At 73.2% G+C, this 23,723-nt stretch carries 17 protein-coding genes; 7 read left to right on the top strand and 10 right to left on the bottom strand.

What is annotated here, in order from left to right; all coding sequences use genetic code 11:
• Positions 1 to 21 precede the first annotated feature (21 nt).
• Both ACF061_RS22700 and ACF061_RS22695 read right to left on the bottom strand, forming a co-directional pair.
• A complete protein-coding gene (locus ACF061_RS22700) occupies positions 22 to 2,310 on the bottom strand; it encodes an ATP-binding protein (protein ID WP_392268751.1) in 2,289 nt (762 codons plus the stop codon).
• A 98-nt stretch (positions 2,311 to 2,408) separates the two neighbouring features.
• Entirely contained in the window at positions 2,409 to 2,984 is a 576-nt protein-coding gene (locus ACF061_RS22695) for a Dps family protein (protein ID WP_392268750.1), read from the bottom strand.
• Positions 2,985 to 3,342: 358 nt separating this feature from the next.
• Here ACF061_RS22695 and ACF061_RS22690 point away from each other — a divergent pair, with 358 nt between their 5' ends.
• Positions 3,343 to 4,320 (top strand): pirin family protein, encoded by a 978-nt coding sequence (locus ACF061_RS22690; protein ID WP_392268749.1) that lies wholly within the window; start codon positions 3,343 to 3,345, stop codon positions 4,318 to 4,320.
• An 817-nt stretch (positions 4,321 to 5,137) separates the two neighbouring features.
• Complete coding sequence (locus ACF061_RS22685; RefSeq protein WP_392268748.1) at positions 5,138 to 5,476, top strand: GNAT family N-acetyltransferase; 339 nt, start codon at positions 5,138 to 5,140, stop codon at positions 5,474 to 5,476.
• A gap of 157 nt (positions 5,477 to 5,633) precedes the next feature.
• Here the strand turns inward: ACF061_RS22685 and ACF061_RS22680 are convergent, their stop codons facing one another.
• The 4 genes from ACF061_RS22680 to ACF061_RS22665 form a co-directional block, all read right to left on the bottom strand.
• Positions 5,634 to 6,371, bottom strand: a complete 738-nt coding sequence (locus ACF061_RS22680; RefSeq protein WP_392268747.1) for a YoaK family protein — start codon at positions 6,369 to 6,371, stop codon at positions 5,634 to 5,636.
• The gene (locus ACF061_RS22675) at positions 6,352 to 6,876 is read right to left on the bottom strand and encodes a DoxX family protein (RefSeq protein ID WP_392268746.1); all 525 of its coding nucleotides are present in this window, start codon (positions 6,874 to 6,876) and stop codon (positions 6,352 to 6,354) included. Before ACF061_RS22675 ends, ACF061_RS22680 begins: the two co-directional genes overlap by 20 nt.
• Positions 6,877 to 6,931: 55 nt before the next feature.
• Positions 6,932 to 7,594, bottom strand: coding sequence for a hydrolase (locus ACF061_RS22670; protein WP_392268745.1), 663 nt, complete (start codon positions 7,592 to 7,594; stop codon positions 6,932 to 6,934).
• Between the two features lie 169 nt (positions 7,595 to 7,763).
• Entirely contained in the window at positions 7,764 to 9,644 is a 1,881-nt protein-coding gene (locus ACF061_RS22665; RefSeq protein ID WP_392268810.1) for an amidohydrolase, read from the bottom strand.
• A gap of 355 nt (positions 9,645 to 9,999) precedes the next feature.
• Between ACF061_RS22665 and ACF061_RS22660 the strand changes: the two genes are divergently transcribed.
• Entirely contained in the window at positions 10,000 to 10,971 is a 972-nt protein-coding gene (locus tag ACF061_RS22660) for an alpha/beta hydrolase (protein ID WP_392268744.1), read from the top strand.
• 23 nt (positions 10,972 to 10,994) lie between these two features.
• A complete protein-coding gene (locus ACF061_RS22655; RefSeq protein WP_392268743.1) occupies positions 10,995 to 11,714 on the top strand; it encodes an alpha/beta fold hydrolase in 720 nt (239 codons plus the stop codon).
• Between the two features lie 163 nt (positions 11,715 to 11,877).
• Here ACF061_RS22655 and ACF061_RS22650 read toward each other — a convergent pair whose 3' ends face one another.
• Positions 11,878 to 13,017, bottom strand: coding sequence for a phosphatidylserine/phosphatidylglycerophosphate/cardiolipin synthase family protein (locus ACF061_RS22650; RefSeq protein WP_392268742.1), 1,140 nt, complete (start codon positions 13,015 to 13,017; stop codon positions 11,878 to 11,880).
• A gap of 527 nt (positions 13,018 to 13,544) precedes the next feature.
• Between ACF061_RS22650 and ACF061_RS22645 the strand changes: the two genes are divergently transcribed.
• The 3 genes from ACF061_RS22645 to ACF061_RS22635 all read left to right on the top strand — a co-directional run bounded on the left by ACF061_RS22645 (position 13,545) and on the right by ACF061_RS22635 (position 18,660).
• Positions 13,545 to 14,846, top strand: a complete 1,302-nt coding sequence (locus tag ACF061_RS22645; RefSeq protein WP_392268809.1) for a hypothetical protein — start codon at positions 13,545 to 13,547, stop codon at positions 14,844 to 14,846.
• Between the two features lie 353 nt (positions 14,847 to 15,199).
• A complete protein-coding gene (locus ACF061_RS22640; protein WP_392268741.1) occupies positions 15,200 to 16,333 on the top strand; it encodes an ATP-binding protein in 1,134 nt (377 codons plus the stop codon).
• A complete protein-coding gene (locus tag ACF061_RS22635; protein ID WP_392268740.1) occupies positions 16,330 to 18,660 on the top strand; it encodes a hypothetical protein in 2,331 nt (776 codons plus the stop codon). Before ACF061_RS22640 ends, ACF061_RS22635 begins: the two co-directional genes overlap by 4 nt.
• Here ACF061_RS22635 and ACF061_RS22630 read toward each other — a convergent pair.
• From ACF061_RS22630 to ACF061_RS22620, 3 genes are read right to left on the bottom strand one after another with little or no spacing between them, the layout of a single operon-like run.
• Positions 18,629 to 19,609 (bottom strand): hypothetical protein, encoded by a 981-nt coding sequence (locus ACF061_RS22630; protein WP_392268739.1) that lies wholly within the window; start codon positions 19,607 to 19,609, stop codon positions 18,629 to 18,631. The genes ACF061_RS22635 and ACF061_RS22630 overlap by 32 nt on opposite strands.
• Before the next feature lie 52 nt (positions 19,610 to 19,661).
• Positions 19,662 to 23,348, bottom strand: coding sequence for an FxSxx-COOH system tetratricopeptide repeat protein (gene fxsT, locus ACF061_RS22625; RefSeq protein WP_392268738.1), 3,687 nt, complete (start codon positions 23,346 to 23,348; stop codon positions 19,662 to 19,664).
• 39 nt (positions 23,349 to 23,387) lie between these two features.
• Positions 23,388 to 23,600, bottom strand: coding sequence for a hypothetical protein (locus ACF061_RS22620; RefSeq protein WP_392268737.1), 213 nt, complete (start codon positions 23,598 to 23,600; stop codon positions 23,388 to 23,390).
• Positions 23,601 to 23,723 lie beyond the last annotated feature (123 nt).

Raw genomic sequence — 23,723 nt, 5'->3', positions numbered from 1 at the left:
ACGCTCCGGTCGGCGGTCGGCTCAGCCGGCGTCGAGGCGGGCGAGCCGTTCGCGGGCCTCGGCGACGCGCCGTGGGTCGGCGTCCGGCCCGAGGGACAGGCAGCGGACCAGGGCCTCACGGGCCTTCGCCGCCCTCCCGGTGGCGAGCAGGGCCTCGCTCAGATCGGTGAGTTGGCGGCTCTCCATCGCGGTGTTGCCACTGGCGCGGCAGACGTCGACGGCGGTCTGCAGGTGGCGCACGGCCTCGTCCCACCGCCGCAGACGGCTGTAGCTCTTGCCGATGCCCCGGTGCGCGCCGAACCGGGCGGTGTCGGCGACGTGCGGTTCGATGCGGTCGCCGGCCTCCTCGAGCCAGGCCAGCAAGTCCTGGTAGACCGCGATGGCCTCCTCGTTGCGGTCCTGCGTCTCCAGCAGCCAGCCGCGTACGTGGGTGCTCTGGAGGAAGCCGTGGAGATCGCCGGCGGTCTCGAACAGCCGGGCGGCCCGCTCGTTGTGGTCGACGCTCAGCCACGGTTCGTCGAGGAGGCGGTGGGCCCAGGCGGTGTAGTAGTGGGCCCAGGCCTGCTGGCCCGGGTCGCCGGCGCGTTCGGCCGCGGCCAGCGCCTGCCGGGACCGGTCGAGGCCGTCCCGCGGCCGGCCCTCGCACAGCAGCAGGGACCAGGCGTGGTAGTTCAGCTGGGTCGCCTCGAGCAGCGGATCGCCCAGGGCCCGGGCCGAGCGGGCGGCGGTCTCGAAGATCTCGGACCAGTGCCCCCAGAAGATCCACTGGTCGGAGAACCAGTGCAGCGACTCGGCCACCTCCACGACGGTCGGGTGCTCGCCCGCCGCGGCGGCGGCGCGCAGCGCGGCCAGCCAGTTGGTCCCCTCGGCCTGCAGCCACTCGCGCGCCCGCTCGGCACTGGACAGATCGACCTCGCCCTGCCAGGTCACCGGCGGAGCCCCGTGGCCCGGTTCGTACCAGCGGCCCGCGACGACCGCCGTCTGAAGCAGCCAGCGGTACATCGCGGCCCGGGCCCGGCCGACCTCCCCGGCCCGGTCCTCGGCCGTCAGCCGGGCACGGGCGTACAGGCACAGCAGGTCGTGCAGGCGGTAGCGGTCCCGGTCCGTGCCGAGCAGCCCGGCCTCGACCAGTTCCTCCAGCGTGTCCTCCGCCTCGAACAGGTCCTGGCCGGTCAACCGGGCCGCGCAGGCGGCGCTCACGTCCGGGCCCGGAACCAGCGACAGTCGCCGGAACATGCGTGCGGCGGCGGAGGTGAGCTGGCGGTACGACAGATCGAACGCGGCCGCCACCCCCACGTCGCCGGCGGTCAGCGTCTCCAGCCGTCGCTCCTCCAGCGTGAGGCGGTCGGCCAGGCGGCGGACGGTCCACCCGGTGCGGGTGGCCAGCCAGTTGCCCGCCACGCGCAGCGCGAGCGGCAGGTGTGCGCAGCGCCGGGCGACCTCCGCCAGAGCCGCGGGGTCGGCCGCGGCGCGCTCGGCCCCGACGAGCGAGGAGAGGAAGGCGGCGGCGTCCCCGGTGCTCAGCTCGCCCAGGGCCATGCGGTGCACGTCGTCCAGGCCGGTCAGCATCCGCCGGCTGGTCACCACGACCATCCCGGAGCCGGCTCCGGGCAGCAGCGGGCGTACCTGGGCCTCGTCGCGGGCGTTGTCGAGCACCAGGAGGAAACGCCGGTCGGCCAGCGCCTGCCGGTACAGACCGGGGTGGCCCTCCGGCCCGGCCTTGGCGAGGTCGCGGTCGGGCACGCCGAAGGCCTTGAGGACGACGAGCATCAGCTCGGCCGGTGCGGGCGGGTCCTCGTCCGTGCCGCGCAGGTCCACCACCAGCTGCCCGTCCGGGAACCGGTCGGCGAGCCGGCGGGCGGCGTGCAGCGCGAGCGTGGTCTTCCCGGCGCCGGGGGTGCCGGAGACGGCGACGACGACCGGGTGGGCGGCCGGTTTGGCGGACCGGTCCGGCGCTGCCTGGCCGGCGGCCCGCTCCGCGAGTCCGACGAGCCGCCCCATCTCCTGGTCCCGGCCGACGAAGTCGTCGATGCCGCGCGGGAAGGAGCGGACTCCGGCCGGGCTGTAGGCGGGGCTGCGTCCGCTCCGGCTGGAGGCCAGCAGGCGCTCCCGCTCCGGTTCGTCCAGCCCCAGGCCGTCCGCCAGCGCGGCCACCGTGCGCCGCTGCGGAGCCGCCCGGCGGCCCCGCTCCAGGTCGCCGATACCGCGGACGCTCACGCCCGACGCCTCGGACAAGCCCTCGATGGTCAGCGACCTGGCCAGCCGCAGCTCCCGCAGCAGCGCCCCGAACGCCGCCCGCTCACCGGTCACCCTCGGTCCTCCCGGCCCCTGCCCGCCTCCCGGACATGATCGGGAAGATTCTAGGCGGGCGCGACGGGACCGCAGGTCACAGGCGTTCCGGGGTGGGATCAGACCCGCACCAGGGGGGTGTCGACCAGGTGCTCGGCCAGGAACCAGGCCTGCAGTTCACCGGTACGGATCACCTGGGAGACCAGCAGGTCGTTCGTGCCGTCGTCACCGAGCTCGGCGGTCCGGGCGGCCGCGTCGTGGGCCTCGGTCAGGATCGTCTCGTGTGCCTGGAGCAGACGGGAGAGCATGGCCGGGACCTCCTCCACGCCGTCCGGCGGACGCGGGATCGAGGTGATCTCCGCGACGTGCCGGGAGTCTCCCACGGCCACCCCGCCCAGCGTCTGGACCCGCTCGGCGAGGGTGTCGACGAGCTCCAGCTGCTGTCCGGCGTGCTTGTCCAGGAGCAGGTGGAGCTGGTAGAAGGTCGCGCCGCGCAGGAGCCAGTGGTGCTTCTTGTAGAGGCCGTACAGGATCTGGGTGTCGGCCAGGACCTGGTTGAGGCGCTGGCAGGAGTACATGCGGGCGTCGTACGACAGTCCCAGCGGGAACTGTTTGACGGTCCCGAACTCCTGGATGAGCGCGCCCTTCTGGTGCAGCCGGGGCTGGCTGCTCGCGGGTTGGGTGCCGGTGGTCATGGTCGCCTCCTGAGGCGCTGTGCGGTGCGTACCGCAGTGACGGTAGGGGCGAGGAGCGGGGCTGGATTGATCGACAGCGCACGCGATGGTGTTCGAGAGCGCACCGTGTACGGCGCCGCTCACGGGTCGTGCGCTGCGGGAACGAAGGCCGTGCGCTCACGGGCGCGTCCCCGGCGCTCGTGTGCTCTAGCCTCGCTGCCCGGCGGTCGGCTCCGTACGCGCGGTCGTCGTTCCGCGGGAGACGCGGGGCGGCCGGCCCCGGCTCGGCCGCGATCGCCCGGCGGGGCACCGTCGACGGGGACGGGCCCGCGATAGTGGTTGAATATGCAACCAAAATGACTGTCGGAGGTGCTTCTCGATGAGCGATGTCCAAGCGGGCCCCGGGCAGGTCCGTCATGGGCCGGTGGACGACGGCGAGCGGGCGGGTAAGACGCGGGTCGAGGTGCTCACGCCGCGCGACGTGCCGCTGGGCGGGCCGCGCGCCATGTCGGTCCGGCGCACGCTGCCGCAGCGGACCCGGACCCTGATCGGCGCCTGGTGCTTCGCCGACCACTACGGCCCCGACGACGTCGCCCGCACCGGCGGCATGGACGTCGCCCCGCACCCGCACACCGGACTCCAGACGGTGAGCTGGCTGTTCAGCGGGGAGATCGAGCACCGTGACAGCCTCGGCAGCCACGCCCTGGTGCGGCCCGGCGAGCTGAACCTCATGACGGGCGGGCACGGCATCAGCCACTCGGAGGTCTCCACCCCGCGGACCACCGTCCTGCACGGCGTGCAGCTCTGGGTGGCACTGCCGGACGAACACCGGCACACCGCACCCGACTTCCAGCACCATGTGCCGGAGCCCGTGCACGTCGACGGAGCCGTGATCAGGGTCTTCCTGGGAGCGCTGGCCGGCGCCGTCTCGCCCGTGCGGACCTTCACGCCGCTGCTCGGCGCCGAGATCACCCTGCCGGCACAAGCCTCGCTCACGCTGTCCGTGGACCCCCGCTTCGAGCACGGGCTCCTCGTGGACCGCGGGGACGTCCGCCTGGCCGGAAGCCTGCTGCGCCCGGCGGAACTCGGCTACCTCCGCCCCGGCGCCGGCACGCTGACGCTGCGCAACGAGTCCAGCCAACCGGCGCGCACGGTCCTGCTCGGCGGCACCCCGTTCGAGGAGGAGATCGTCATGTGGTGGAACTTCATCGGGCGGTCCTCGCAAGACATCGCGCAGGCGCGCCGGGACTGGACGGAGGGCCGGCGGTTCGGTGAGGTGACGGGCTACGCCGGTGATCCGCTGCCCGCTCCCGAGCTGCCGACGGTGCCCCTGAAACCGCGGAGGAACCGGCACTGACCCGCGGGGATACCCGTCTGTCCGAGGGCTGTGGGGCGGGGCGCACCGTCGAGCCCGGGCACCAAGCGCCCGCGGCCACCGGGCTGTGCGCCCCCGCGACATCCGCCGGACAGCGGCCCACCGGGCAGCGCGCTCCACGCCGGCACTCCGACGTCCCGGCACTCCGACGTCCCGGCGCCCCGGCCCACGGCGAGCGCGGCCTGCGTGGCCGCTCCTCGCCCTCGGCGTCGGGACCGTAGCCCTGGCCCTGCTCACGCCGGGCGCCGAGCGGACCGCCACACAGGTCGCGGCCCTCTTCGCGGAGGCGGACCGGGGAGCGGCTCCCCGGCCCGCGGCACACCGCTGAGCGGCCGAGGGCCCGCACGAGTACGGGGTGCGCTTCGAGTCACGGCGCCATTCCGCGCCGGAGGACGCTTCGGGCCACTGGAGTCGGCGCCGGCGGCGTGACCCGGCTCTCTGTCCCTCCGCCCGAGTGGCGTACCCCGCCGCCGGCCGGCACCGGCTCCGCACGGGTGCGGAGGCTTCGGCCGCCCTCGACCGGTCACGCGCGCACTGCCGTGGAGAACGGGGCACCGCAGCGGCGTTGAGCTGCGCAGACACCGGTACAGTTCGCCATGTGGCGGAATGTCATCGGACGGAGCCACGAGGACATCGTCCGGGCCCGGCGGGAGCGTGCGGACGCCTCCGACCGTTTCGGCGCGGTCCGGGAACACACCGGCGACCCGCTGCCGGCCCCCGTCCCGCCCGGACGCCACCGTCATGCCGTGCCGCACCGCGACCCGCCGCGCTCCGGCCCCGTACCCCGAAAGGAACCACGATGAGCTCCCCTTCCGCCGCCCCGACCGTCGAGCGCAGGGACGACCGGCACCGCTACGAGATCCTCGTCGCGGGCGAACGCGCCGGCCTGACGGCCTTCCGCGACCACCTCGGCCAACGGGTCTTCTACCACACCGTGATCGACGACGCCTTCGCCGGGCGCGGCCTGGCCGCCGAGCTGGTGCGGCAGGCGCTCGCGGACGTGCGCGCACAGGGCATGCGGATCGTGCCCGTCTGCCCCTACGTGGCGAAGTACCTGACGACGCACGACGAGTTCGACGACATCACCGATCCCGTCACCTCCGAGATCCTGAGCTGGCTGGAGGGCGAGCGGGGCTGACGCCGAGCCGGTGGAACGCGTGCGGGGCGGGGTTCGTGCCGAAGCACGAACCCCGCCCCGTCGGCGTCGGCCGGCCTGCCGCGCGCGTCGTCGGACACGGCGGCCCGGCGGGTGACGTGCACGGTCCCGCGGCCGGTGCGGGAGCCGGTCCCACGGCTCAGGGCCGGTGCCGTACCCAAGGGGGGCCGGCGGCCGAGAGCCGGTGGACGGCCAGGGAGGTGGCCGCCAGGAGCAGCAGGGCGAGCAGCAGGGTGAGGACGAGATGCCCGTGCCGGACGAGCAGGCCTCCCGCGAGTGCCCCGAGGAACATGGCCAGCACGGACAGGATCCTTCGGCCGGGCCGTGGCGCCTCGCCGCCGGCCGGAGCGGAGTCCGCGGCCAGTCCGGTCAGCGTCAGCGTCAGGACGGTCGTGGTGAGGTCCGGGACGCCTAGCCGCCGGGCGACCGCGTTCTGCAGGCCCATGGCGAGACCGAGGAGGACGATCAGGGTGTACCGCACGCCGGTGGTCACCTGGCCGTCGGAGAGCGCGGTGACGGCCGCGGTGACGGCCACCAGCAGCACCTGGACGGCGGTGGCCGTCCGCAGCAGATGCCCCCGGTGTCCGGCGAACCGGGAGCCCAGCCCGCCGCCCGCCAGCGCGCCGAGCAGGAACGAGACGAGCGAGACGACGGACGCCGGGGCGGACAGACCCGCTGCGCCCGCCAGCGCGAAGCCCAGGAAGACCACGTTGCCGGTCATGTTGGCGACGAACACGTGCCCGAGGGCCAGATAGCTCACCGCGTCGACCAGTCCGGTGACGACCGTCAGCGTCAGCATCAGCGGGGGGAGCGGTCCGTGCCGCTCCTCACCGCGCGGCAGCAGCGTACGGGCCGCGTCAGCCAGCAGGGCGCGCATACCGTGCTCCCTCCGGCTCGGCGGACGGCCGGTGCAGCACCGCGCGGGTGAGCAGCCCGCTCGCCGGACCGGCCACGACGGCGGCGACGCCGGTCCACAGCGGCCACGGGGTGAGCCCCACGGCCTCGTCCAGCGACCACCGGCCGGGGCCGGTCAGGGCCAGGGCGGCGGAGACCAGCACCAGGACCAGCGGGTACTCGAACCCGTCGTTCTGCACCCACAGGCCCTTGGGCAGCTTGACGGTGCCCGCGACCGTCATGACGCCCATCGCGGCCATCGCCGCGAGCGGCGTGAGCAGCCCCGCGGCCAGGAACAGGCCGGCGCCGATCTGGCTGCCGCCCGCCACGAGCGCGGTCAGCCGCCCGCCCCGGAAACCGTCGTGGCGGAACTCCTCGGTTCCGCCGGCGAGGCCGTCGCCCCCCAGGTGGAAGCTCACCTTCTGCACTCCGTGGCCGGCGATGAGCAGCCCCACCACCAGCCGGAGGACCAACAGTCCAGCGTTCATCGTGTTCCTGCCTGTTCCTGACTCATGACCACTGCCGTGCGAAGCCGCGAGCGGCTCAGCCGGCGGCGTGCGCGCCGATGAAGGCCTGCGCGTAGACGAGGCCGAGGCCGTAGGCGCCGCCGTGCTCCTTCACCACGTCCGTCACGGCGCCGTAGGTCTCCGTGCGCGCCCAGTCCCGCTGGAGCTCGAGCAGCACCTGCACCCAGGTCACCGGCACCGCGCCGGCCTGGATCATGCGCTGCACCGCGTGCTCGTGGGCCTGCGGGCTGACACCGCCGGAGGCGTCCGTGACGACGTAGACCTCGTAGCCCTGGGCGAGCGCGGACAGGGTGGGCAGCACGATGCACACCTCGGTCCACAGACCGGCGATGACCAGCTTTCTGCGGCCGGTCGCCTTGACCGCCTCGACGAAGGCGGCGTCCTCCCAGGCGTTCATCGTGGTGCGGTCGATGATCTTCTGGTCGGGGAAGACGGCGGGGAGCTGCGGCATGATCGGGCCGGAGAACGACTCGGCGGCCACCGTGCTCAGGACGACGGGGACGTCGAAGACCTTGGCGGCCTTGGCCAGACCCGTCGTGGCGTTGATGATCGCGGTGCGGTCCCCGCTGCCGGTGCCGAAGAACATCTGCGGCTGGTGGTCGACGAACAGCACCGCGCAGTTGTCGGGCGTGAGCAGATCGGGGCTGGGGGCGGCGGTGACCTCGGCGATGTCGGTCATGGGAGTTGCCTTTCCGGGTAGGGACGCGGACGGCCGTCCGCTTCGGTGAGAACCGTCCTGTGGACGGGGATCGGTGGTGGCGTCCCGGGAGGGGCGGCGCGGGGCCGGGCCCCTTCCGGGACGTCCGGGGGGAGGGAGCGGCGGCTTCCTCGGGGAAGCGCCGTGCTCCTCAGAGCACGAAGCAGGGGTCGAAGGCGGGAGCCGTGTCCTGCGGGGCGAGACCGCGCCGGACCCGCCACCGGGTGTGCTGTTCCGACTCGGCCACCGCCTCGCCGAGCGACTCGGCCTGACGGACGCCGGGCCGCCCCGTGCGCGCGGCGGCCTGGTACCCGCCGAAGTGCGCGACCGGGCTCCAGTCGGGACTGACCGGGGGCAGTTCCTCGTCGAGGCCCTGGTACTCGGCGGCGGCGTAGACGACGCGGCCGCCGGTGACCGTCAGCACCGACTCGATGTGCGGGATCTCCGGCTCGGGCACCGTGAAGTAGTCGTCGGAGAGCACCGCGAGGTCCGCGTAACTCCCCGGCCGCAACGTGCCCTTGACCTGCTCCTCACCGGTCAGCGCGGCTCCGGCGCGGGTGAACAGGGCCAGTGCCGTGTGCCGGTCGACGCGATTGGCCGGCGGGCGCAGGACCAGGTCACCGACCGTGCGCCCGCTGACCAGCCAGTGCAGCGCGACCCACGGGTTGTAGGTGGAGACCCGGGTGGCGTCCGTGCCCGCGGCCACGGTCAGCCCGCGGTCCAGCATGGCCCGCACGGGCGGGGAGCCTGCGGCGACGCCCGCACCGTAACGGCGCGCGAACGCCTCGCCCTGGAAGGAGAGACGGTTCTGCACGGAGACGGCGCCGCCGAGAGCGGCGATGCGGTCGAGACTGTCCGGGCTCACCGTTTCGGCGTGGTCGAACAGCCAGCGGTTCCCGGCCGGGAAGAGACCTTCCGAGGCGAGTTTCTCGAATACCGCCAGATCGCGGCGGATGGTCTCGTCATAGGTGGCGTGCAGCCGGAATCCCCACCCGTTTTCCATGAGAAGACGTACCGCCTTCTCGAAATCCACCTCGTAATCGGAGGTGAGTTCCGGGCGCGGTTGGGAGAAGTTCTCGAAGTCGGCCGCCGCCCAGGTGAGATTCTCGCCCGCGCCATTGAGGCGCAGCCATTCGTCCCCGTCCTCGGGACGGGCCATGTCGATCCAGCGGGCCAGGTCGTCGATCTCCTGGCCCGGCGTCTGCGGGAACAGATGATAGGCGATCCGGAGCGACAACTGTCCGGCCTTCGCCAGTTCCACGACGGTACCGTAGTTGTCGGGGAAATTCTGGAAACCGCCGGCGGCGTCGATCGCCGAGGTCAGCCCGAACCTGTTCAGCTCGCGCAGGAAGTGCCGGGTCGAGGTCTTGCGGTCCTCCCCCTGAAGCGTGGGCGCCTTGGCCAGGGTCGAGTACAGCACCAGCGCGCTGGGTGCGGCCAGCAGCATGCCGGTGGGCTCGCCGTCCCGGCCGCGGACGATCTGGCCGCCCTTCGGCTCGGGGGTGTCCCTGCCGTAGCCGACCGCCTTGATCGCGGCGCGGTTGAGGACGGCCGACTGGTACAGGTGCAGCACGAACACCGGGGTGTCCGGTGCCGCGGCGTTCAGCTCCGCCACGGTCGGCAGCCGCCGCTCCGCGAACTGCTCCGCCGACCAGCCGCCGACCACGCGCACCCACTGGCCCTTCGGTGTCCGGGCGGCCTGCTCGCGCAGCATCGCCAGGCCCTCCCGCAACGTCGGCACACCGTCCCAGCGCAGCTCGAGCACGTAGTTGAGGCCGCCGCGGATGACGTGCAGATGCGCGTCGTTGAGTCCCGGGACCATCCGTCTGCCGAGGGCGTCGACCACCCTGGTGGCCGCACCGATGTGCGGCGCCACGTCCCGGTCGTCGCCCACCACGGTGATGACGCCGTCCCGTACGGCGAGCGCCTCGGCCTGCGGCCGGCGCGCGTCTCCCGTGTGGATCCGCGCGTTGCGCACCACCAGCTGCGCTGCGTCGTCGGTCACTTGTGGAACCAAGCCGCCGACCGGCATTGCTGACACCTTGCGAAACCCCCTCCTCGAAGCGCATTCAGGTGAATGCGCCGCCGTTGTTCCGCCGTCAACCTAGGCCTGCGCGACTGACGACCGTGTTCCGTGAGCGCACTGGACGCGTCCCGTCAGCGCACAGGCGCCGGGCGGGTGCGCGGCCTTCCCGAAGCGGCTGATTCCGCGGCCTTTCGGCCTTCCGTTCGCTGGGAGAGCAACGGTGGTGCGCTCGTGGGCAATCGGCGCCGGCCAACTGGCCCTAACGTGTCGGACGACGGACTCGGGGAGCCGCGTTCCACGCGCAATCCAGGACCGTTTCCGCCGGAAGGACCGGCACCCCCAAGAATCGTCGGGAGATTCGATGTCTGAAGTCATGGAGCCGGTTCAGCCCGTGCTGGAACCCGCGGCGGCCGCGTTCGCGGAGGCGACGGCAAACCCGCCCTACCTGTTCGAACTGGCGCCGGAGGAAGGCCGCAAGGCCGTCGACGAGGTCCAGTCCGGACCGGTCGACATGCCCGACGTCGACGAGGAGTGGATCACCGTCTCCGGCGGCCCCACGGGCAGCGTCCGCGCCCGCGTCGTCAGGCCGGCCGGGGCCACCGGCACCCTGCCGGCGATCCTCTACATCCACGGCGCCGGCTGGGTGTTCGGCAACGCCCACACCCACGACCGCCTGGTGCGCGAGCTGGCCGTCGGCGCCGGGGCGGCGGTCGTCTTCCCCGAGTACGACCTCTCGCCCGAGGCCCGCTACCCCGTCGCCGTCGAGCAGAACTACGCGGTCGCCCGGTGGATCGTCGAACAGGGCGCCGACCACCGGCTCGACGGCGGCCGGCTGGCCGTGGCCGGCGACTCGGTGGGCGGCAACATGACCGCGGCGCTGACGCTGATGGCCAAGGAGCGCGGCGGCATCCCGCTGGTCCAGCAGGTGCTGTTCTACCCCGTCACCGACGCGAGCTTCGACACCGGCTCCTACCACCAGTTCGCCGAGGGCTACTTCCTGCGCCGCGACGGCATGCAGTGGTTCTGGGACCAGTACACCACCAGCGAGTCGGACCGGGCGCAGATCACCGCCTCCCCGCTGCGGGCCACCACCGAACAGCTCACCGGCCTGCCCCCGGCGCTGGTCATCACCGCCGAGGCCGACGTCCTGCGGGACGAGGGCGAGGCCTACGCCGCCAAGCTCCGCCAGGCGGGCGTCCCCGTCACCGCGGTGCGCTACCAGGGCGTCATCCACGACTTCGTCATGCTCAACGCGCTGCGCGGGACCCACGCCGCCCAGGCCGCCATCACCCAGGCCGCCGACGTGCTGCGCGCCGCCCTGCACACCGCCTGAGAACGACAGGAGAACTCCCGCACATGTCCGCTCCCACGCCCACCGTCGTCCTGGTCCACGGCGCGTTCGCCGACGCGGCCAGCTGGTCCGGGGTCATCGACGAGCTCCAGCGCGAAGGGGTCCGCGTCCTCGCGCCGCCGAACCCGCTGCGCGGTCTCGCCTCCGACGCCGCCTACATCGCCTCCGTGGCCGCCCAGATCGACGGCCCCGTGGTCCTGGCCGGCCACTCCTACGGCGGCGCGCTGATCACCGTCGCCGGCACCGCCGACAACGTCGTCGGCCTGGTCTACGTCGCCGCCTACGTCCTGGAGGAGGGCGAGAGCCTCGGCGAACTCCAGGGCCGCTTCCCCGACTCCCCGCTGGTGAGCAGCCTCGAACAGTGGTCGTACCCCACCGCCGAGGGCGGGAGTGCCACCGAGGTCACCATCACGCAGGAGGCGTTCCCCTCCGTCTTCGCCGCCGACGTGCCCGCCGGGACCACCAAGGTCCTGGCGGCCGCCCAGCGTCCCCTCGCCATGGGCGCGTTCACCGAGAAGGCCGCGGCGGCGGCCTGGAAGACCAAGCCGTCGTGGGCCCTGGTGGCCGGCGCCGACCGGGCCATCAACCCGGACGTGGAGCGCTTCGGCGCCGAACGCGCCGCGGCGACCGTCGTCGAGATCGAGGGCGCCTCGCACGCCGTCGCCGTCTCGCAGCCCGAGGCCGTCGCCCGGGTCATCCTCGACGCGGTGCGCGCCACCGGCTGAACCGGCGGGACGGGCGACCGCGCGGCGTGGCCGCCTCACCGGCGCTCCTTCACCGTGCCCGCCCGGGACGTACCACGTCCCGGGCGGGCACGGCGGCCGGAGGGGCCGGCCGTCTCGCGGCCGGCCGCGCCCGCCGCCCCGCCGGTCCCGGGCGGCTGAGCGCTCAGGAAACGGTGGTGGCGTAGGAGCGCAGGAGGTCGAAGTTCCGCGCGTAGGCGTCGTGCGGAGCCGCGCCCTCCAGCCGCAGCAGTGCCTCGTCGTTGTCGCGCAGGGAGGAGACGTCGAGGTTGTGCGAGCCGGTGAAGGTCCACTTGGTGTCGGGATGACCGGCGTAGTTGCCCTCGATGGTGAAGTACTTCGAGTGGACCAGGTAGCCGTCCGAGTTGAGCTTCTTCAGCGACAGGTTGGCGTGGCCCTTGAGGGTCGCCTCGTCGTTGCTGTTGGCGTACACGACCTGCACCGAGCAGCCCTGGGCGGCCAGGGAGACGAGCGCCTGGGCGACCGCGTCGCGGTGCAGGGCGTAGGCGGCCACCCGCACGATCGACTTGTGGGTGGAGGTGCCCACGGTGGTGTTGCCGGTGCAGGAGACGTTGCCGAGGACGTCGACGACGACGTCGCCCGTCGACTGGGGGAAGAAGTAGTACTTCTCGGTGCCGAACTTCTCGCTCCGGTAGTAGTCGTTGGTGCGGCGCTCCGCGGCCAGGTCGTTGAAGTAGTCGACGTAGGCCGTGTAGAGGTCGGTGTTGCCGACCACCGTGTAGGCGTTGTTCCAGTACTTGTCGACGTTGACCGACGTCTGGTTGGCGGACGCCTGGATGACCACGTCCTCGGCCACTCCCGCGTCACCGATGCGGGAGAAGGTGAAGAACTTGTTGTGGTTGATCGGATTGGTGCCGCCCGAGGCGACGCACGCGCCGGCGGCGCCGCACACATGGACCCAGGACGTGGCGGACGTGCTGGTGCCCAGTTCCGTCTTCAGGCTCTGCACGGCGGCCGAGTCGGCGTACGCCTGGTCGAGGACCACCCGGACGTCGACACCGCGCTGGTGGGCGCGGATCAGCGCGTCGGCGTAGTCCTGGTCCTTGAGGGCGTACATCGAGGCGCGGATCAGCCGCCCGCTCTGGGTGTCGTCGATCGCCTCGATGATGTGGTCCTTGACGGCGTTCCGCTCCGCCGTGGTGCCCTTGGGGTCGTTGAACACGGCTCCCGTGACGATCGGGGCGTCGGCGGCCGACGAGACACCGGTGGTCGGCAGGAGGAGGGAGGTGGCCAACAAGGCGGTCATGAGCAGGCGCTTGCGCACGGAGGCTCCTGGTGATCGCTGGGAGATGAGCACAAGATCAGAACACATCCCCTCCTCTTTTGGCCATGCACATGACTTAAAGGTGCCGATCGATCCCTTACGTCCGCCGCGCGAGGGCGCGGAGCGGACGGGGGCGAGCGGACGGAGACGGATCCGCAGGGCCCGGCTCCGGCCCCTCGTCCGCACCGGGTGCGCGGCCGGGGCGGGCCCGGGGGTGCGGTGAGAGGGCACGAGGGCGGCAGGGGGGCGCACTGACCGTCACCGGGCCGCCCCTGAGTGGGCCCTGAGATCTCCCGGCGCCCTGTTCCGGCGTCTTCCCGCGCCCTACTCTGAACCCGGGTGTGCCGTGTCGGGAGGGCCGCTGCGGGGGGTGAGTGGGTGTTGCGTGTTGACTCATGTGTGGCGGTCGGGGCCGGTGAGTACGGCATGATGGGCCCCACGCGCCGCCGCGACGGCGAGCCCGACGACCGTCCTCCCGCCGCGCGACCGGACCCCTTACGAGGTCGAACGGAGCACGGGCCTTGGGAGTGAACCCGCTGCGCGGACACACGCGCCGCCTCGCCGTGCCGCGCATCGTCATCGCCGTCTGCGCCGCCGTGGGCGCCGGCCTCGTCGCCGGCGCCTTCGTGCCGTCCGGCGGCTTCCTCCGCACGCCCGGCTACGGCCAGGCCGCCGCCCTGCTGCTGGCCGTCGGCCTGTACGGCAGCACCCACGACATCGAACTCGCCGAGGTCAGACGGTCCTTACGGGTCGTGCTGGTGGCCGTGACCGCGGGGGTGCTGCTCAAGGCCGCGCTCATCGCCACGGTCATGGTGCTCGCGTTCCACAGACCCGAATACCTCGTCCTGGGCATCGCCGTGGCCCAGATCGACCCGCTGTCCGTCGCCGCCATGCAGGACGACCCACGGGTCACCCCGCGTGCCAAGGCCATCCTGTCGATCTGGGCGTCCTTCGACGACCCGATGACGGTCCTGCTCACCGTGTACTTCTCCGCGCTGGCCCTGCGCCTCAGCGACGCGGGCCCGGCCACCGGCTCGGTGGTGTCCGACTCCGCGGACGTCTTCGGCAGCCTGCTGTCCAACCTCCTCCTGTTCGCCGCAGTGCTCGTCCTGTGGTGGCTGATCCGGCTGGCGTTCCTGGTCCGGACGCGCTCCCGGAGCGAGGGCGCGGGCGGGGCGGGCCGGCCGTCCGCCCCCGCCGCGGGCGCCGGGCCCGCACACGACAGGCCGCTGTTCCTCGACGTGGCGGCGCTGCTGCTCGTCGCGGTGCTCCTGGTGGTCGCCGCGCGCACCACGCTGGTCCTCGCGGTGGCGCTGGCCGGACTGGCCGTGCGCCTGGGCCGGTTCGCCGGCGCCCTCCAGGGCGCGGTCGCCCTGGCCTTCCTCCTCGCCTCGGCGGCGCTGGGCGTCCTGCTCTCCGACGGCGTCTCCCTCCAACAGGGCGTGGTGCTGGGCGTCACCGCCTTCGCCGCCCAGTTCCTGGTCGCCCTGCTCATCGGGCGCCTTCTGGTCAGGCCGCCACTGACCCGCGCGGACCGCGCCCATCTGGGCCTCGGACAGCAGAACGGCATCACCGCGATCCTGCTGGCGCTCTCCCTGGAGCCCACGTTCCGCGGCACGGTCGGCGTCGTCGGCCCGGCGATCCTGACCGTCAACCTGCTGCACTACGCGTTCCGGTGGGCGCGCGCCGACACCTGGCGGTGGGAGTCGGTTCACCGCTGGGCCCGTGCCCGGCGCACCCCTCCGCGTCCCGCTCCCCGGCCCTCCCGGCGCCCGCTGCGGACCCGGCGGCGCGACACCGTCGAGCGGAGCCGGATCCGGGCGGGATGAGTACGCGGTACCGGGAGCGGGGATCGCCCAAGGGAGCCCCGGGCGTGCCGCACGGACGGGGCCGGGGCCGCACGGACCGGTCCCGGCGGTCGCCGACGCGGGCTGACGCGCCACCGACCGTGTTCGATCCGGAGGTTCCGACCGGCAGGGGAAACTCGTGACACAGCCACGCAGCGCCGCGGGCGGCGCCGGGCCGCCCGGGCAGCGGACGCGCGCGGACCACGCGCCGCCGGAACCGCCCCGGCGCCGGGCACCGGCCGTCCGGCGCCGCGCGCCCCGCCCGGCGCGCCGAGGACACCAGCGGGCGGCCTCTGCCTTCGGGCGGCCCGGAGCACCAACACGGGGGAACGCGTATGCCCAACGCCAACTGCAGCCTGTTCGGAACGCCTCCCGAAGACGGTCACGCCCCCTGGCCCACCTACCAGCCGCTGGCGCCCTGGCACATCAACGGCCATGAGGACCTCTGGGTCGACATCGACCACCTGCCCAGCGCCCTGCTCACGTTCCGTAACGAGGTGGGGGCCGTGGTCCGAGGCATAAGGCCGGGCGAGGACGGCCGCGGGCACCTGGTCGTGGTGAGCGGCCTGCCGGGCACCGGCAAGAGCAGTCTGCTGCACCGTTGCGTCCACGAACTCGTCCAGTGGCTCGACGGCTTCGCCGGACCCGCCGACGGCGCCGGCCGGACGCGGGAGCCCGCCGGACCCGCCGAGCCGGAGCGGCCCTGGAGCCGCCGCGGTCCGGCGCGGTCGGTGCACGTCGTCACGGTCGACGGCCAAGCCAACGAGGGCCGCGGTCTCGGCTCGCCGCCGGGGGCGCGGCCCCTCGTCCCGCAGTACGACATGACGGTCCGCCGCATCGCTCATCTGATCGTGGAGAAGCTCTGCGCGGACCAGGAGTTCCTGAACGCATGGCGGGAGCAGCCCCGGCCGGAGGAGAAGGACCCGTACCTCTCCTGGCGCAGGCTCACCGCCACGCTGGAGGCCAAGGGCCGCGCCCTGGTGGTGATCGTGCCGCACATCGACTGGCAGGACGAGGACATAGCCCGGCGCTTCCTGCGGTTCTGCTACGACCGGTCCACGCGCGGGGTGGTGTTCTTCGTGGAGACGAGGCGCACCGACGTCGGACGGGACCTGGACGCCTTCTTCACGGAGAAGGAGCGTGCGGGCATCACCCATCTGCGGACCTCCGCCCTCGGACCGCAGGACTGGGGCAAGTACCTGCGGCACTGGATGGAGGTCCGCGACATACCGGCCCCCAAGATCGTCATCCACGACGACGTGCTCGAGTACCAGCCGGACACCTGGGCGCTGGTCAGCATCTCCAAGCTCCAGGACTGCCTTCGCCAGGTCTCCCAGGAGGCGGTGCTCAACGACGAGGGACAACTGCGCAGGAGCCACGTGGCCGACTGGTTCGAGGCGCACCGGCCGAAACCGACGTCCTTCCTGCGTGAGCAGAGCACCGCCCGTCATGAAGAGGAGACGCGATGACCCCGCAGTACCCCCGCGCCGCGGCGGGCCTCCCGCCCGGGAACCCCTTCCGCGACAGCACCGTCGCGGAACTGGAGGCGTTCGACGACAGTACGCAGATCGGGGTCGGGCCGCCCAGTACCCGGGTCCACGTCCCGGGCCGCACCAGCGCGTGGCTCACCCAGCACATCGAGGCGTACCTGGGGCACCGCGGCGAGCCCGAGACGCGCGGACGCGCCATAGCGCTGGTCGGCGAGTTCGGTCTCGGCAAGAGCCATCTCGCCCGGGAGGCCACGCGGCTGCTCCGGGGGCACACACCGCCCCTGCCGCTGTGGGTGATCAGCCGGCCCTCGATCGACATGTGGACCGTCTACCAGGAGCGCCTGACGAGCCCCCGGGACGACTTCGACGCCTTCGTGGACTTCAAGCAGGCCATCACCGACTTCTACGCCGACGTCACAGCCGAGATCCTCCGCGACGACGACACCGGCCGGTTCGGTGACGACCGCGAGGCGTTCCTGGACGGCCTGCGGACCCGGAGGCTGGACCCGCAGAAGATCGTCCAGGCGTTCAACCTGGACGAGGAGCGCATCCAGCACCGGCTCCGCCGTCACTTACGGGGGATCACCGACCACCGCGCGTTCGCCACCGCACTCGCGCAGCTCTTCAACCGGCCGTTCGAGAACGACGTGTGGAACTGGCTGTCCGGCGGCGAGCCCGTGGCCTACCTCCGGGAACGCGGCGTCCAGGAGCCGATCCGGAGCACCCAGCAGGTCTTCGACGCGCTCGCGGTCCTCAGCCTCGTGTACGGCAAGAGCGGCCGGCCCTACGCCCTGGTCCTGGACGAGCTGGACAAGACCGCGGAATGGCCTGAGCAGGACCGGGCCGTCTTCATGAACGCGTTCGAAATGCTGGTCGAGCGCTATGTCAACCAGGGCGGTCTGCTGCTGTTCTGCGCCCGCCCGGAGCTGTGGGGCGGGCTGCCCCTGTCGCTGCACGAGCGGGTGCTGCCCCTGTGGCTGGACAGCTGGGGGCCCGCGGAGACGAACCGGCTGATCGCCGAGCACGTCCACCGCGGCCGGGGCGGCACACCGCCCGACACGGACGGCACGCCCTTCGCCGAGCGCGCCCTGAAGGAGGTCGTGCTCCAGTCCGACGGCGTGCCGCGGCAGATCCTCCGGATCTGCGAAGGAGCCTGGGACCAGGCGGCCGTGCGCCAGGCACGCCGGCGCGACGACGGACAGCCGGAGCGGAGCCCGCGCCCGCCGGAGGAGATCGGGCTGGCCGACGTGCACGCGGCCCTCCGCTCCGCCCACGGCAAACGGGACATGGCCGAGGTGGCCCACCGGCTGCAGCACGTGCTCGCGCCCCGCCAGTGGTGGCACCACATGCCGCCGGTCTCCGTCGGCGCCGCGCCGGCGCCGCGGGGCGGCGAGCCCCGCTGGATCCAGGTGACCCGGACGGCGTGGATCGCGCTGCTGCCGGTGCCGTCGGTGCTGGCCCAGACGGACGTGCACGCCATTCAGCGGTTCGTCGACCACGTGCGCTCGGTCCTGGCGCCGGAGAACGTCGAGGTGCTGGTGGTCGTGAACGGTCACGCCTGCCGGGAGATGCGCAACCGCGTCGCCGAGCACTGCGGCACCGTGCCCCTGGTGTTCGACGACCCCCGCTTCGAGTCCACCCTGCTCAACGGGGTCAGGAGCCTCATCGACCGGCTGAGGGCCAGTCGGCGCGACGCCGTGCTGTCGGAGGTGCGGGACAAACTGGAGATGATCACGACCCAGCAGGCCATGCTCGCCGAGCGGGTCGACGCCGTGGACCACGCGGTGAACCACCCGCGGCTGCCCGCACCGCTGCCCGGTCCGCAGACCGTCGACCTGCGGGTGCCGCCCCCCGTGCAGGAACCCTTCCGGCGGGCCCAGGCCGCACTGGACCGGCTGCTGGAGGAGGGGGTCGGCCCGCGTCCCCGGCTGGGTCCGGCGCCCCGCGCCGACGGCTCCTCCGCGCCGCTGCCGCGCCGGGCCACCACCGGGCAGTCGGCGCTTCAGGCCATGGGCACCCTGCTGTACGCCCGGCGGCTGCTGGAGGCGTTCCGCGAGGCGATCACCCACTGGTGGGAGACCGACGGCGGGCCCGGCGGCCGGCGGGCCGACGACCTGTTCACCGTCTGCCGCAGCTTCGAGATCTCGGTGGAGGTGCTGCCCAGGGTCGACACCGGTGAGGCCGGCCCGGGCGTCGGCTCCCGGCCCGGCGCCGGCGTGGAGGAGGTGCTCACGGAACTCACCGACGAGGTGTGGCAGCGGCTGCGCGCCGAGGTCAGCGCGGACCCGGGCGTATCTCGCCGATGAGGTCGGTGAGACGCTCCTCGGCCACCGCCACCTCCTTCTGCCGGACGGTGACGCCCACGAGGAAGTCACCGGCGGCCGGATCCAGCCAGTGCAGGTACACCGCCCCTTCCTGCACGTCCAGGACCAGCCGCTCCAGCGGTTCGCGGGTGACGGGCCGCAGGATGTCCGCCAGATCGACGAGCGCCGAGCTCAGCCGGAAGACGAGGTCCCGGTAGAGCGCGCGGCGGGTCTGGACGGAGACGACGAGGAAGGTGTCGGCCAGTTCCCCGTGCTCGAAGGCGTCTCCGACGCACACCGGCGACCAGCGGCGGTAGTACCCGGCGTACTGCAGGTCGTAGGGGTTGACATGCCGTTGCCAGATGCCGCGCAGCCGGCTCTCCTCGTCCTTGTCGGGCGTCAGGACGTGCATCACCAGAGGGACCTCGGCGCCGAGGGACCGCTTGCGCCGGCCCGGCTCGCCGCCCGGCAGCTCGTTCCCCTGCTGGTAGTGGTTGGTGCGCAGATCGGTGACCATCTCGTTCACGGCGTCGTCCACGGCGTCGCTGCCGGGGCCCGTCGTGCTGACGCCCACCACGTACTGACCGTGCCGCAGCCGGGAGCACTGCGCCCCGGCGGAGCGGGTGACGGCCAGCACCCGCATCAGCTCACCGGTGTTCAGGGGACGCATGGCGGCGTCCATCTCGGTGACCCAGCGCACCAGCCGGCGCGCGGGCCGTCCCTCCACCTCCACCTCGTCGTCCCAGGGCAGGGCGTCGGAGAAGGGCACCGCCGCGGCGGCCCGGATGGAGAAGTCGACGGCGTTGAGGGTGAGATGGGTCAGGGACCGGACCTCGGGGCAGCGCGCGGCCGTCGTGCGGCATGCCTCGATCAGATGGTCGTAGCCCCGCTCGGCATGGGGTGCGACCAGGGCCTTGGGATCGCTCACCGCCCCGTCGGCGTCCCGCTTCATCGGCTTGCACGCTCCTTTCGGTCCGCGACGGACCGGTGCGCCGCGGCCCGCTTCACAGATCGGGCAGTTCGAGGTCGATGTCCTTGCGTTGCCGGGGTTCCTCGCCGGTGGGCGGGGCCCCGAGCCGCCGGGCACGGGTGACGGCGAGGTTGTCCGCGACGACGGCCCGGTCCGGGTGGCGGCCGAGGCCCGTGCGGTCGTAACCCAGCCGGGCGAACTCCTCCAGTTCCACCGCCTCGTCCAGTTCGTCGAGTTCCACCAGGGTGTTGGCGAGGCTCGCGGCGGCCGCCAGCACCCAGGGGTGGTGGTCGCTCAGCCGCCGGCGCAGCTCCTCCTGCGCGGCACGGCCGATGTCCCGGGCCTCGGGCAGCCGTCCCGCGCCGCGCAGGTGGACGCCCAGGCGCACCCGGCACAGATGGGAGAACGGGTGCTCGGGGCCGAGCGACGCCTCCAGCCCCTCCAGGCAGCGCTCGGTCTCCGGCACCGCGCTGCCGTGGTCGCCGAGCAGATGGTGGTCGGCGGCGAGGCTGAACCGGCAGCGCAGCGTGATGACGCTGCGTTCGCCCAGCACGGAGGCGGCCAGGTCGAGGGTGCGCAGGTCGCGCTCCCGGGCCCGCTCGTGGCTGCCGAGCCGGCGTTCGCTCACGGCCAGCCCGTTCTCGGCCTGCGCGACCAGCGGCACGCGCTTGACCCCGGGATGCGGACCGCGCAGCACCCCGGCGCCCTTCAGCAGCTGGTAGGACTCGATGTTCTGGCCCAGCAGGCGGTGCATCTCGGCCAGTTCCGGGACCATGTCCCCGACCACCGGATCCTCGTCGCCGCCGACGGCGCGGCGGTGGTCGTACAGCAGGCGCAGTATGCGCAGGCCCTCGGTGTAGTTGCCGAGCACGGCGTAGCGCCAGGCGAGGTTGCGCTGCATCTGCTCGGTGGTCCAGTGCCGCGGGCCGAGCAGCCGTGCCATGGCGCGCGCCGCGTGCAGGCCCTCGTCCAGGGCGTCACCGAAACGGCCGAAGGTGCGCAGGTTCGCGGCGTAGCCGTCGGTCATCAGCAGCGCGCGGGGATGGCCCAGTCCCAGGCGGGTGCGGTAGCTCTGCAGGACACCGCGGGCCATCTGTGCGGAGGGGCCGTAGACCTGGAGGTAACGCAGGGTCTGCGACAGCATGGACCGGAGCCGGAGCCCTTCGAACGAGTCGGGTTCCCAGTGCCGCTCGGCCAGTTCGGCCAGCCGCCGGGCGTCGTGCAGATGCTGCCTCTCCTGGCTGATGACCAGGTCGGACAGATGGGCGAGGAAGGCCTGGCGCACCTCGGGGCGTTCGTCCTCCCAGAGTCTGAGCACGTCGATCTGCCGGCCGCGGCGGACGATCGTCTGCGGGGCGGGCGCCGGCCGGTCCTGGTCGGTCACCAGCAGGGTGCCGCCGACCGCGGCACGCAGTTCGGCCTCCCGGCCGGCCCGGTCGGCGCCGTCCATCGCCCCGACGACCAGGTCCCGCAGCACGCGGTGCTGGCGGACCGGCTGGCCTGGACGGGCGAAGTCGAAGTCCAGCAGGCCGTGCCGGTTCATCGCCCACAGCGAGGCGTCGATCAGCAGCTGGTCGCCCGACCGGACGGGGGCGGGGGTCTCCCCGGCCAGGTCGGAGGAGCGCGGCTCGCCGGTGCGGGCCAGGGCCGTGGCCAGTTGCCGGGAGTGCAGCAGGCGCAGGTCCGTACCCGCCCCGGTGAGCAGGGCGCAGGACTCCAGCAGCCACACCAGCGCCTTGCTGCCCGCCGGTTCCCGGGACCACGCCTCGGCCGCGGGGGTCTGCAGCAGGGAGGTGCGGGCCAGGTGCAGCAGGACCTCGACGCTGGACATCGGGCCCGTGCCGTGCGCCTGACGACGCAGGTCGTAGGCCCGGTTGAACTCGTCGACGGCGCTGAGCAGCGCGTGCGTGCCCAACTGGTTCAGCTCCTCGGCCCGCTCGGCGGTCACCCCCAGCCAGCAGGCGGCCAGCCACAGCGCCAGCGGCAGCGGTCCGACCCGCTGCGCGACGGTCCGCGCGGACAGCGGGGTCAGGCCGGGCACCATGGTGGTGAGCAGCGCCTCGCTCTCGGCGCGGCTGAACGGCGGCACCTCCACGGCGCTTCGGGCGCCCGTGTCGGCGCCGCCGCGGGCGCCGACCAGCACATGGCAGTGCTCGGACGGTTCGGGCAGCAGCGCGTCGATCTCCTCCGTCCGTACGGGGCCGTCCGCCTCGTCGCACACCAGGAGCCACCGCTCGCGCTGGGCGTCGGCGCGCGAGCGCAGGGTACGCACGTGCGCGGCGGCGTCCTGGACGGTGGGCTCGCCCAGGGCGTTGCCGAGCGCGGTGAGACCGGAGAGGACCTCGGCGCGGTTGTCGGCGGTCAGCCACCACACGACGTCGTAGGAGCCGCCGAACCGGTGGCAGAACTCCAGCAGCACCTCGCTCTTGCCGACCCCGGGCGCGCCCAGGACCGGGCAGGGGCGCCGCTCGCGGGCCAGCTCGGCGACGGCGGCGCGGATCTCGTCGAGGAGGGCGTCCCGGCCGACGAAGGCGACGTTGCGGGCGACGATGTTGGTGCTGTTGGGCAGGCTGGGGAAGCGGCGTCCCCGGGACGGCCAGGTGGTGTCGGCGGGCAGGTCCAGGCTGCGCAGCAGCCGCTCGGCGGCGCGCTGCTCGGTCAGCCGGCGCAGGTCGATCCGCTGGTGGTGGGCGAGCTCGCGAGGCAGGGCCTCGTCGTCGACGAGGACCATGCGGACGCCGGGGTCGGACAGGGCACGCAGCGCCTGCCGCTCCTCGGGGCCGGGCGCGGTGGGCGGCAGCAGCAGCACCGCCTCGTCCGCGCCGGGCCGCTCGGGCGCCCATTCGCCGTAGGAGCGGCGCACGACCCGGACGCGGGAGTCGCGCAGCCGGTCCTCGATCCAGTCCGCCCACACCGCGTGCCGGGGGCCGCAGACGAGGAGGGCCCCGGCGGGCGGGGCGAAACGGGGCCGGGACAGGGTGTCGACGAGCCGTTCCAGCGCGGGACGGACGCGTTCGGCGAAACCGTTCCCGGGCTCCAGTTCCACGCCCAGGCGCGGGCTGCGCTCCGACAGCGCGTGGTAGGGGATCTCCAGGTAGCGGGCGGGCCGGTCGCCGCCGAGCGCGGCGAAGCGCTCGCGGGCCCGGTCGCGGGCCAGACGCAGCTGGTCCTCGTGGCCCGGGTCGGTCTGCAGGGCGAGCGCGAGCACGTCGAAGGGGTGGTCCGCGTGCCGGCGCAGGCGCTCGGCCAGCCCGACGGCGGACTCGATGAACGAGGAGGCGGCGGTGAAGCACACCACCAGCACCGAGGGCAGCCGGGCGAGATCGGCGGCCTGCTGGTCGGTGCGGATCAACGGCGCGTCGACGAGGACGTCGTCGTAGGGCAGGAAGGCGGGATGGTCCGGGGCGGGCAGCGCGGCCAGGGCGTCATGACCCTTGAGGGTGACGATGCCGACGGGCCGCACGGCACCGGCGGGACTCCACTCCTCCACGGCGGGTCCGCCCTCGCTGTCGGCGAGCAGGGCGGGGCCCGGAGTGACGGAGCGGACGTAGTGGCGGGTGCGGGCGTCGGCGTTGCGCGCGTCGAGCACCAGCACCCGGCGGCCCGAACGGGCCAGCAGGACGGCGGAGTTGAGGAGCGTGGTGGTCTGGCCGATGTTCTCCGCCGTGGAACAGAACACCGTCACGCGGGGGCGCTCGTCTCGGCCAACCGCCTCGGACATCTCGGCTCCACTTCGCTACGGGGTGGGTGCGTCCGCGTGCTACTGATCGACCTCGGGCAGGGCGGGCGGATCGGGCTGCTGGGTGTGGTTCGTGTTGAACAGCGCCTCGGGGCGGTCGGCTTCGTCCCGCACCCGGCGCAGGGCGAGAACCAGCGCGGATTTGGGCAGTGCCGCGATTTCCTCGAAGGGGAATTCGGACAGGTCGACCAATGGCGATTCCACGACGTTCCGCGCTTCGATCTGATCATCCATACGGAGCCCCGTCATCTCGTTTCAGTCGAGAATGCGCCACGGTGTGGAGGAGTGCCGGACAGTTGTGGTTTGGCCGGTGAACCCGGCTGTCAAACAACCGACTTGCTGCCACACTGCTGAGTC

It is taken from the genome of Streptomyces sp. NPDC015220, from assembly GCF_043079345.1.
Classification (GTDB): Bacteria; Actinomycetota; Actinomycetes; order Streptomycetales; family Streptomycetaceae; genus Streptomyces.
The sequence above is the reverse complement of the archived record's forward strand: the minus strand, read 5'-3'. Positions and strand labels throughout refer to the sequence as shown.

Excerpts from the sequence above, each read along its gene's own strand:
- fxsT (WP_392268738.1), bottom strand. The coding sequence starts at position 23,348 with ATGTCCGAGGCGGTTGGCCGAGACGAGCGCCCCCGCGTGACGGTGTTC.
- ACF061_RS22665 (WP_392268810.1), bottom strand. The coding sequence starts at position 9,644 with ATGCCGGTCGGCGGCTTGGTTCCACAAGTGACCGACGACGCAGCGCAG.
- ACF061_RS22655 (WP_392268743.1), top strand. The coding sequence starts at position 10,995 with ATGTCCGCTCCCACGCCCACCGTCGTCCTGGTCCACGGCGCGTTCGCC.
- ACF061_RS22635 (WP_392268740.1), top strand. The coding sequence starts at position 16,330 with ATGACCCCGCAGTACCCCCGCGCCGCGGCGGGCCTCCCGCCCGGGAAC.
- ACF061_RS22685 (WP_392268748.1), top strand. The coding sequence starts at position 5,138 with ATGAGCTCCCCTTCCGCCGCCCCGACCGTCGAGCGCAGGGACGACCGG.
- ACF061_RS22640 (WP_392268741.1), top strand. The coding sequence starts at position 15,200 with ATGCCCAACGCCAACTGCAGCCTGTTCGGAACGCCTCCCGAAGACGGT.
- ACF061_RS22695 (WP_392268750.1), bottom strand. The coding sequence starts at position 2,984 with ATGACCACCGGCACCCAACCCGCGAGCAGCCAGCCCCGGCTGCACCAG.
- ACF061_RS22660 (WP_392268744.1), top strand. The coding sequence starts at position 10,000 with ATGTCTGAAGTCATGGAGCCGGTTCAGCCCGTGCTGGAACCCGCGGCG.
- ACF061_RS22630 (WP_392268739.1), bottom strand. The coding sequence starts at position 19,609 with ATGAAGCGGGACGCCGACGGGGCGGTGAGCGATCCCAAGGCCCTGGTC.
- ACF061_RS22620 (WP_392268737.1), bottom strand. The coding sequence starts at position 23,600 with ATGGATGATCAGATCGAAGCGCGGAACGTCGTGGAATCGCCATTGGTC.
- ACF061_RS22670 (WP_392268745.1), bottom strand. The coding sequence starts at position 7,594 with ATGACCGACATCGCCGAGGTCACCGCCGCCCCCAGCCCCGATCTGCTC.
- ACF061_RS22690 (WP_392268749.1), top strand. The coding sequence starts at position 3,343 with ATGAGCGATGTCCAAGCGGGCCCCGGGCAGGTCCGTCATGGGCCGGTG.
- ACF061_RS22675 (WP_392268746.1), bottom strand. The coding sequence starts at position 6,876 with ATGAACGCTGGACTGTTGGTCCTCCGGCTGGTGGTGGGGCTGCTCATC.
- ACF061_RS22680 (WP_392268747.1), bottom strand. The coding sequence starts at position 6,371 with ATGCGCGCCCTGCTGGCTGACGCGGCCCGTACGCTGCTGCCGCGCGGT.